Source organism: Streptomyces pathocidini (genome assembly GCF_001418495.1).
In the GTDB taxonomy this organism is placed as follows: Bacteria; Actinomycetota; Actinomycetes; order Streptomycetales; family Streptomycetaceae; genus Streptomyces; species Streptomyces pathocidini.
Window position 1 is genome coordinate 1 of the sequence record NZ_LIQY01000089.1, and the last position, 8,961, is coordinate 8,961.

The window sequence follows — 8,961 nt, forward strand, 5'->3', positions numbered from 1 at the left end:
CGCCGCGGACGCGGCGGGCGTCCGCAGCGTCACCTCGATCGCGGGCAGGCCCCCCGCCACCAGCGCCCGCGCCAACGGCACGGCGTCGGCGGCGTCTTCCAGGACGACGACAGGGATGACGGGGGCGAGGTCGAGCACGGAGGTCATGCGGCCATCCTGCCGACCGAGCCACGCTCCCCGCAACGCACGTTGCGCACTGTGCAACGCGTGTCTTGAGGTGGCCATCCGCGACGACCCTCGTCGACTGCCCGTGACGCCCTGGGGCTCGGCTGCCCGTGGCGCCCTCGGGTCGGCTGCTGGTGGTGCTCTGAGGCTCAGTTGCCGTTGGCGCCCTGGGGCTCGGCTGCCCGTAGGGCCTTGAGGCCTGAGGTCTGAGACCTCAATTTTTGAGGCCTGGCCCTGAGGCCTGCTCCCGAGGCCTGGGCCTGAGGTGGTCGCCTCAGTGGATCTCGGTCACCACGACGTCCAGCCGCCAGGCCTTCCCGGCCCTGGCGGGCGCCTCGGCTTCCACTACGTACCCCAACTCCCGCAGAAAATCCACGAGTTGGGCAGGCTCTGCCGGATCGGCGCCCGCGGTCAGCAGGTCCCGTACGATCCGCCCCTTGGTCGCCTTGTTGAAGTGGCTGACGACGGACCGCTTCTCGACACCGTCGACCATCCGCGAGTGCAGCACACGCACCGTCGCCGTACGCCCCGCGAGCTCGCCCTTCGGCTGCCAGGCGGCGGCGTACGCGGCGGAGCGCAGGTCGAGCACGAGCCCGTCGCCCGCCGCCTCGGGCAGGCGGTCGGCCATGGAGCCGCGCCAGTACGGGCCGAGCGCGCCGAGGGCGGGCAGCTTGACGCCCATCGAGCAGCGGTAGGACGGAATCCGGTCGGTGATCCGTACGGCACCCCACAGGCCCGAGAAGACCAGCAGTGTGCGCTCCGCGCGGCGGTGCGCGGCGGCGCCGAGGGTGGCGAGGCCGAGGGCGTCGTAGAGGACGCCGGTGTAGATCTCCCCGGCGGGGCGGGTGGGCGCGGTCCGCAGGGCGGCGTTCTTGGCGACCTCGCCGCGCAGCCCCTCGCTCAGCCCGAGCACCTCGCGCGCTTTCTCCTCGTCGGCCTCGCACAGTGCCACCAGCTCGTCCAGCACGACCTCGCGTGCGGCGCGCAGCCCGTCCAGCGACAGCCCGCCGAGGTCCAGCTGACCCCCGTCCCCTCCGACGGCCTTGCTCTCGGACGGCGGCAGCAGCACGAGCACGTGCGATCTCCTTCTCCACGGCGGCGGGGGGGCTTCTGCGGTGGTCTGCGTCGGGCCGTTAGGCGGCGGCCCCGCCGCAGCCTAACGGCCCGTGGGGCGGCCGCCTCCGCAGGGGACATCGCGTACGGGCCGGTCGAACCGGCAGGTAGCATGGTCAATACGGCAGACGAGCCGAGCGGGCGGCCGCGTCGGGGTCCTTCGGGTTCCCGCCGAGGAACGTCCGGGCTCCACAGGGCAGGGTGGTGGGTAACGCCCACCCGGGGTGACCCGCGGGACAGTGCCACAGAAAGCAGACCGCCGGGGGCCTCGGCCCTCGGTAAGGGTGAAACGGTGGTGTAAGAGACCACCAGCGTCCGGGGTGACCCGGACGGCTCGGTAAACCCCACCCGGAGCAAGGTCAAGAGGGGCCATCCTCGGATGGCCCTGCGCGGACGATCGAGGGCTGCCCGCCCGAGTCCGCGGGTAGACCGCACGAGGCCGGCGGCAACGCCGGCCCTAGATGGATGGCCGTCGCCGTGGGGCCCGCGAGGACCCCACGGAACAGAACCCGGCGTACAGCTTGGCTCGTCTGCCGCTAGGGGCCCATGGCCGGCGTTTTCGCTGGGCAGGGGTTCTTTCTTGTTGAAATCGGCCGTTGGCTGGACCCGCTCGAACCGGCAGAACCCCACCGGTCCTCTCAGATCGGGTGACCGCGATGTGCTCGTGGTTTCTGCTCTTTGCCGCTCAAGGGTCCACGTCGCGACGTTCTCAGGAACGGGCCGGCAGGAGCGGCACCAGGGCCTCGTCATCAAAGATTGCCGCCCCGGAGATCAGGGCCGGGAGCTGCTCGCTCCGCTGTGTGCGAGGTGGTGTGCGGCGAGTCCGGTGGGGTCATCCTCGGGGCAGGCGTGCGTACATGGCTGCGATGACGTCCTCCACGTCAGGCTCGCGTATCGAGAGGTCCACGAGCGGGTGGTGGGCGGCGACCGCCGCGACCACGGGTGCCGCGCTCGCGTCAGCGGGGATGGCAAGCCACTGCCGGGGGCCGTCTGTCTTCACGGTGCGGGCGCCCGGCACGGTGACCGGTGGCAGTACCCGCTCGAAGTCCACGATCAGCGTGCGCTCGCTCTCGCCGAGCGTGTGCAGGCCGTCCAGGGTTCCGTCGTACACCAGGCGTCCGTGGTCGATGACCATGACACGTCGGCACAGCTGCTCGATGTCCGTCAGATCGTGGGTGGTCAGCAGGACGGTCGTGTTGTGCTCGGCGTTGATGTCCTGCAGGAAGCCGCGGACCTTCACCTTGCTGACGGCGTCGAGTCCGATCGTCGGCTCGTCAAGGTAGAGGATGGCGGGGTCGTGCAGCAGCGCGGCGGCGATGTCACCGCGCACCCGCTGCCCGAGCGACAGCTGGCGCACGGGGGTGTCCATCAGAGCCCCGAGATCCAAAAGCTCCACGCAGCGATCGAGGTTCCTGTGGAACCGGCGGGCGGGGACGCGGTACAGACGGCGCACCAGGGTGTACGAATCGCGCAGCGGCAGGTCCCACCACAGCGTTGTGCGCTGGCCGTACACCACGCCGATGTGGTGGGCAAGCCGGATGCGCTCACGCGCGGGGTCGATCCCAGCGACCCGCAGCCGGCCGCCACTGGGCGCGAGGATCCCTGTCAGCATCTTGATGGTGGTTGACTTTCCGGCGCCGTTGGGGCCGATGTATCCCACCATCTCTCCGGGGGCGACCGTGAAGCTGATGCCGTCGACGGCCCGTACCTCCTCGCGGCTCCGCCGAAGCACTCCTGTCCTGCGGCGGAGGGTGAAGACCTTCTCGACATCCTCCAGTTCGATCCCGCCGTTGTTCTCGAAGCGGCCTCGGCCGCCGTGGTGTTGCTTGTTGCGCATGTCCTCGTCAGCTCCCTGCACTCCGATAGCCGCGCAGTCCCGCGCGCCATGCCAGTCCTGCCGCCGCGCACAGCGCCGTCGCCACGGCCGGTGCGGCGAAGGCCAGCCAGGTGGGCAGGCCCAGCGGATTGCCGCGGTCAAGGATGTAGAGCACGGGCAGCCAGTTGACGAAGGCCAGCGGGATGACGAACGTCGCGCCCCACACCACCTCCTTGGCGAAGACGGCCGGTGGGTACTGCAGCAGCGCGTTGCCGCCGTAGGTGAAGGAGTTCTGCACTTCGGCGGCATCCTGCGCGCAGAACTGGAAGGCAGCCCCGACGATGTAGACCGCTCCGAAGATCGCCGCACCGCTGATCAGCATGACGGGTACCAGGAGGATCTTCAGGGGAGTCCAGGCGACGTCGACCTGTGCCAGCGCCCAGATCAGTACCAGCGCCCCCTGGCCGATCCGGCCGATCCTGCGCAACGCGAAGCGGTCAGCCGCGACCTGCGCGAGCACTGGAGCGGGGCGCACGAGCAGCGTATTGAGCGTGCCGTCGCGCACCCGCTGCCCGAGCGAGACCATGTTCCCCAGCGTCAAGTCCGCGAGCCCGAGCGCGGTGTTCGACGTACCGTACAAGAGAGCCGCCTCGGGCAGCAGGAGACCGCCCAGCACCTCGACGTGGGAGAACATCAGCAGGATGGCCGCGAAGCTGAGGCCGCTCGCCGTGAAGCTGCCGATGGCCGTCACGAGGAACGAGGTGCGATAGGCGGCAGCTGAGCGAATCCACATGGCAGCGATCAGCCTGTAAGCGCGCAGCCCGTCCAGTGCCCTAGCCACCCTGGACCACCGTCCTTTGGGTGGCCCGCAGCTGCATCGCCCGGCCGGCCGAGAGGAGAACCAGGACCCATCCGGCCTGGAACAACAACGCCCGCCCCAGCCCGGATCCATGGTGCCGCCCGAGCAGGACGTCCGCCGGGGTCTGCAGGACCGCGGCCCAGGGCAGCAGCCGGGCCGTCTCGCCGAACGCGCCGGGAAAGACCGTCAACGGCAGCAGCATCCCGGAGAAGAACATGGTCAACAGCCCGTTGACCATGTTGACTCCTGCGCCGTCGAGTAACCAGAAGGAGCTCAGAGCGACGAGATAGCGCAGCGCGAAACTGACGACGGCGCCCAGCAGCGCCGACAGCAGGAAGGCCAGCCACATCAGGGGGGATTGGGGCAGCGCGAGCCGGAAGGCGAGGGCTCCGACCGCCAGGGGGACGACTCCGCGCGAGAGTAGGTGGAAGACAGCCCTCCCCAAGTCGCACGCGAGCCACCACAGTTGCATGTCGACCGGGCGGCTCAGGTCGATGGCGATCTCGCCGGTGCGAATGCGTTCCTGGAGCTCTTCCTGGAATCCGCCGCCCAGCAGGGCCATGGCCGCAGCCAGCGCCTGACTGATCCAGACGAAAGTCAGCGCCTGCTCCCGTCCGTAGCCTCCGAGGTTCGGACGCTCGTGCCACAAGGCCATGTACGCGTAGGCGACGATGAAGCCGAAGACGATATTGGTGAACACTCCGGCAGCGGTCGCGGCCCGGTAGGCCGTGTACCGCCGGAAGGTACTGACCGCGACGGCCACGTACAGCCGCATGACGCCCGGCAGCATGTCCCTCCCCCTCGGCTTTGTGAGTCCACCCCATCGTGGGCGGCCCCGGCACGGGAGGACAGGGCAGAAAGTCCCTAATGCCCGGACGATACGTTTACTGACACTCCGTCCCATGCCAGAAGGAGAACCGGACATGACGACACCAGCCCCCCGTACCGTCCTTCTCACCGGAGCCGCCGGAGGCGTCGGGGCCTTGCTGCGCGATCGCCTTCCGGCCTACGGGTATGCGCTGCGGCTGTTCGACATCGTGCCGGTGCCCGGTGACCCGGATGCGATCGCCGCGGATCTGCTCGACAACACGGCGCTGCGGGCCGCCGTCCGCGGCGTGGACGCCGTCGTGCACCTCGCCGGCATTTCCCAAGAGGCCCCGTTCGCGGACCTGCTGACGTCCAATATCGAAGGGACGTACCGGCTGTACGAAGCGGCGCGGGCCGAGGGCGTACAGCGCATCGTGCTGGCCTCCTCCAACCACGCCGTCGGCTTCACCCCGCGACCGGCCGCGCCCGGTGTGGCGGTCGCCACAACGACACCGTTGCGCCCGGACACCCTCTACGGGCTGTCCAAGTGCTTCGGTGAGAATCTGGCTTCCCTGTACGCCGACAAGTACGGGATCGAAACGGTCTCGCTGCGTATCGGCTCCTGTTGCCCGCGCCCCCGGACGGTGCGGATGCTGGCCACCTGGCTCAGTCCCGCGGACTGCGCCCGGCTCGTGCACGCCGCCCTCACCGCCGAAGAGATCCACCACGCGGTGGTGTACGGCATCTCCGCCAACACTCGTGCCTGGTGGGACCTTTCCGCCGGGGCCGCCCTGGGGTACACGCCGCGGGACGACGCCGAGATCTTCGCCGAGCAGTTGATCGCAGAGCTGGGCGAGCCTCTGCCGGACGACCCCGAGCGCACGCACATCGGCGGATCCTTCCTCACTGCCGAGCCCTAGTTGCACTGACCGGGCTCGGGATGAGGAGCCGTCAGAAGTGTCCAAAAGACCGATGGAATAGGGACTTTCGTCCCGGGCGTCATGATCACCCCGGGTGGCAGGGTGGGTGAACAGGCCAAAGCGCATGCAAGGGATAACCAGCCCATATGGAGCGGAAACCGTCCTCGCGTCCCGTGCGCGGCCTCGACCGGCCGGCCGTACCAGCCACCCGACCCAAGGGAGCGTGAAGTGACGTCAACGCCCGCGAGCACCCTCGTGCTGAACCCCGACGAACTGGGCCCCGATCCCGTACCCGGCATGGACCTCGCCGTAGAACTGGGCATTGACGCGCTGGAGATACGCTCCGCCGAGGGCGCCAACGCGATCCTGCTCGGCGCCGACCGGCTGCGCCGTATCCGCTCCCTGGCCGACGAACGGGAACTGCGCGTCGCCGCGCTGGCCTCGCCGCTGTGGAAGTGGTGCCTGCCGGAGGCCACGCCGGGCCGGGTCGACTCGTTCGGGTTCGCCACCCAGGTGCCGCCCGGCGAGCGGCTCGCCCATGTGGAGCGGGCGCTGGAGGCCGCCCGGATCCTCGGGGCCCCGCTGATCCGGATATTCTCCCATCTCAAGGTCGGCGGCCTCACCGAGTCCTTCGCCGAGGACCCGATGCTGCCCCGGGCGCTCGAGCTCGCCGAACAGGCCGGCGTGCGGCTGCTCATCGAGAACGAGCCGGTGTGCACCGTCGCCGACGCCCAGTCGCTGCTCACCGTCCTGGAGCGCTTCCACGACGCCGGGCTGGGGCTGTGGCTGGACCTGGGCAACCTCCACGAGGTAGGGCAGGCCGACCCCGCCACCGTCGAAGCGCTCGCCCCGTACACGCACTACGTCCACATCAAGGACTTCCGGCAGGCGGCCGACGGATCGCGCCGGTTCTGTCCGGCGGGCACCGGCAGCGTCCCGTACGACGAACTCCTGCCGCGGCTCGGCGCGCTGCGCCCGGCGCTGCCGTACGCGCTGGAGACCCATGTGCGGGACACCCCGGCCGAGGCCCTGGCGGAAGGCGCCGCATATCTGCGGGCCGCGCTGGCGAAGGTGCTGCCGTGACGCGGGTGCTGCTGATCGGCGCCGGCGAGGTCGGCGCCAAACACCTCACCGCGCTGGAGGAGATGCCGGACGTAGTGGTGTGCGCGGTGGCGGACCCGAGCCCACCGAAGGTGCGCCCGGGGGTACCGCTGCTCGCCGGATGGCGCGCCGCCCTGAGGGCCACCTCCCCCGAGCTGGTGATCGTGGCCACCCCGCCGGGCATCGCGCTCACCGCGGCTCGGGCCGCCGCCGAGACCGGCGCCACGGTGCTGGTGGAGAAGCCCGTGGTGGTCGACCCCGCAGCCCTCGTGCCCCAGGCGGGCGACGAGCGGATCTTCGTGGGGTTCCAGCCGCACTTCGCCCCGGGCCTCGCCGCCCTGTTCCGTGAGCCGCCCGCGATCCGGCACGCCGAGGTGATCCTCGCCTGCCGGCGTGACCGCGGCTACTACCGCGACTGGCGCACGCGCTACGCCACCGCCGGGGGCATCCTGCACCAGCAGGCGATCCACGGCCTGGCGCTGGCCCTGCGCCTGATGACGCCGGATCCGGTGCTCTCCTGCCGGGCCCAACTACGGCGCTGGCGCGGCTGGGCCGAGCCCGAGGACCGTATCGAGGCGGAGCTGACCTTTGCCGAGGGCCGCTCGATCGCGGTCCGCGCCCGGGTCGACGACCACGGCACGCCCCGTCACGAGGTCCTGCTGCACCTCGCCGACGGGCGTCAACTGCCCATCACCGGACGCAACTTGGAGCATGGGCTCGGTCCCGCCGCGGCCGCTCCCTCCCACCAGTCGCTGCGCCTGGCCCTGTACCGGGCCCTGACCGATGCGGCCGCCGGTGGCGCGGCGCATCCTTGCCTGTTCCCCCTCGCCGCGCTCCGGCGCCCCCTGGAGGTCATCGACCATGTCTATCGCGACGCCCACGGCAACAGCCCGGCCGGTTCTGCCGCATGAACTCGCGGTCGAGGTCGTCGAGCGCAAGGGCATCGGCCACCCCGACACCCTCGCCGACGGCATCGCCGAGCTCGCCTCGATCCGCTTCAGCCAGTACTGCCTCACCGAATTCGGCGCCGTGCTGCACCACAACCTGGACAAGGTCGCGGTGCTCGGCGGCCGGGCGGTCTTCGACGGGGCCGACGCCACGTACGACCGCCCGGTCCGTGTGATATTCGGCGGGCGCGTCACCACCTCGTTCGCCGGGCGCCCGCTGCCCGTACGCGACATCCTCGAGGACGCCGCGCGGGAGGTGATGCGCACGGCGCTGCCCGGCTGGGACGGCATCACCGTGCGGATGCGGCACGAGACCACCGACTCCTCCAAGTACGCCCACAAGTTCGCACCGCGTTCCCTGGACGACCTGCCGGAGCGGCCGCAGGCGTTCGCCAACGACACCTCCTATCTGGTGGGTTCGGCTCCCCGGACCCGGGCGGAGACCGTCGCGTTGCTGGCCGAGTCGTGGTTCAACGGCCAGGAATGGTCCGGCAGCGACATCAAGGCGCTGGTGGTCCGCGACGGCGCGGCGTGGACGGTCACCGTCTGCGTCCCCGGCCTGGCCGGGAAGCTGTCGAGCACCACCGACTACGGCGACCGGCTGCGCGCCTGCACCGACGGCCTCACCACGGCCCTGTCCGAGCGGCTGTCCGGCCCGGTGGACGTGACGGTGGCCAACAGCGTCACCGATGTCACCAAACCCCTGGGGCTGCAGTACTACACCGTGTCCGGGTCGGCCGTCGACTACGGCGAGGACGGGCTCGTCGGGCGGGGCAACGCCCGTTCCGGTCTGATCACCCCCGCTCAACAGGCGGGCAACGAAGTGCTGTTCGGCAAGAACCCGGCCTACCACGTCGGCAAGGTCGGCGGCTGGCTGGCCGACCGGGCCGCCGAGGCCGTCGCGGCGCGCTTCGGCCCCTGCCGGGTCGCGGTCATGTGGCGCGGCGGCTCCGCTTATCACAGGCCGGCTTCCCTGGAGATCGCCGCCGGAATGGACGTACCGGCGAGTGAGGCCGAGGCGATCGTGCGCGAGCAGCTCGCCCGTACCGACTGGCTCGACGACCTGGTCGAGAGGGAGTGCTACCGGCCGCGCGTCCTCCCGGTGGACACACTGCTGGCTGAGCTGGACGGCGCCCGCACCGTATGACCTCCGAGACGATCACCCTCACCACCGGACACGTCACCGCGGCCCTGGCCCTCCCCCATGGCGTGCGCCCGGCCGCGGCCGCGGCC

At 70.7% G+C, this 8,961-nt stretch carries 8 protein-coding genes, 1 other RNA gene and 1 pseudogene; 5 read left to right on the plus strand and 5 right to left on the minus strand.

Annotated elements, in window-relative coordinates; all coding sequences use genetic code 11:
- Positions 1–147 (minus strand): annotated as a pseudogene (locus AOK16_RS05930) (keto-deoxy-phosphogluconate aldolase); the annotation flags it as partial.
- Positions 148–439: 292 nt separating this feature from the next.
- Positions 440–1,240: a peroxide stress protein YaaA gene (yaaA, locus tag AOK16_RS05935; RefSeq protein WP_055471161.1), complete on the minus strand. Its 801-nt coding sequence runs from the start codon at positions 1,238–1,240 to the stop codon at positions 440–442.
- 167 nt (positions 1,241–1,407) lie between these two features.
- On the opposite strand from yaaA, the gene rnpB reads away from it, so the two are divergent.
- Positions 1,408–1,811: RNase P RNA component class A (rnpB, locus tag AOK16_RS05975), an RNA gene on the plus strand.
- A 299-nt stretch (positions 1,812–2,110) separates the two neighbouring features.
- Here rnpB and AOK16_RS05940 read toward each other — a convergent pair.
- From AOK16_RS05940 to AOK16_RS05950, 3 genes are read right to left on the minus strand one after another with little or no spacing between them, the layout of a single operon-like run.
- Complete coding sequence (locus AOK16_RS05940; protein WP_055471162.1) at positions 2,111–3,115, minus strand: ABC transporter ATP-binding protein; 1,005 nt, start codon at positions 3,113–3,115, stop codon at positions 2,111–2,113.
- Positions 3,116–3,122: 7 nt separating this feature from the next.
- Positions 3,123–3,887 carry an ABC-2 family transporter protein gene (locus tag AOK16_RS05945; protein ID WP_055471163.1) on the minus strand — a complete coding sequence of 255 codons (765 nt, stop codon included), beginning with the start codon at positions 3,885–3,887 and terminating at the stop codon, positions 3,123–3,125.
- A 40-nt stretch (positions 3,888–3,927) separates the two neighbouring features.
- Positions 3,928–4,728, minus strand: coding sequence for an ABC transporter permease (locus tag AOK16_RS05950; RefSeq protein WP_055471167.1), 801 nt, complete (start codon positions 4,726–4,728; stop codon positions 3,928–3,930).
- Between the two features lie 148 nt (positions 4,729–4,876).
- On the opposite strand from AOK16_RS05950, the gene AOK16_RS05955 reads away from it, so the two are divergent.
- From AOK16_RS05955 to AOK16_RS05970, 4 genes are all read left to right on the plus strand, one after another.
- The gene (locus AOK16_RS05955) at positions 4,877–5,680 is read left to right on the plus strand and encodes an NAD-dependent epimerase/dehydratase family protein (RefSeq protein ID WP_055471164.1); all 804 of its coding nucleotides are present in this window, start codon (positions 4,877–4,879) and stop codon (positions 5,678–5,680) included.
- 228 nt (positions 5,681–5,908) lie between these two features.
- Entirely contained in the window at positions 5,909–6,763 is an 855-nt protein-coding gene (locus tag AOK16_RS05960; protein ID WP_240483398.1) for a sugar phosphate isomerase/epimerase family protein, read from the plus strand.
- Positions 6,760–7,692, plus strand: a complete 933-nt coding sequence (locus AOK16_RS05965; RefSeq protein WP_055471165.1) for a Gfo/Idh/MocA family protein — start codon at positions 6,760–6,762, stop codon at positions 7,690–7,692. The genes AOK16_RS05960 and AOK16_RS05965 overlap by 4 nt, the downstream gene beginning before the upstream one ends.
- Positions 7,643–8,875, plus strand: a complete 1,233-nt coding sequence (locus AOK16_RS05970) for a methionine adenosyltransferase (protein ID WP_055471166.1) — start codon at positions 7,643–7,645, stop codon at positions 8,873–8,875. The genes AOK16_RS05965 and AOK16_RS05970 overlap by 50 nt, the downstream gene beginning before the upstream one ends.
- Positions 8,876–8,961: the final 86 nt, after the last annotated feature.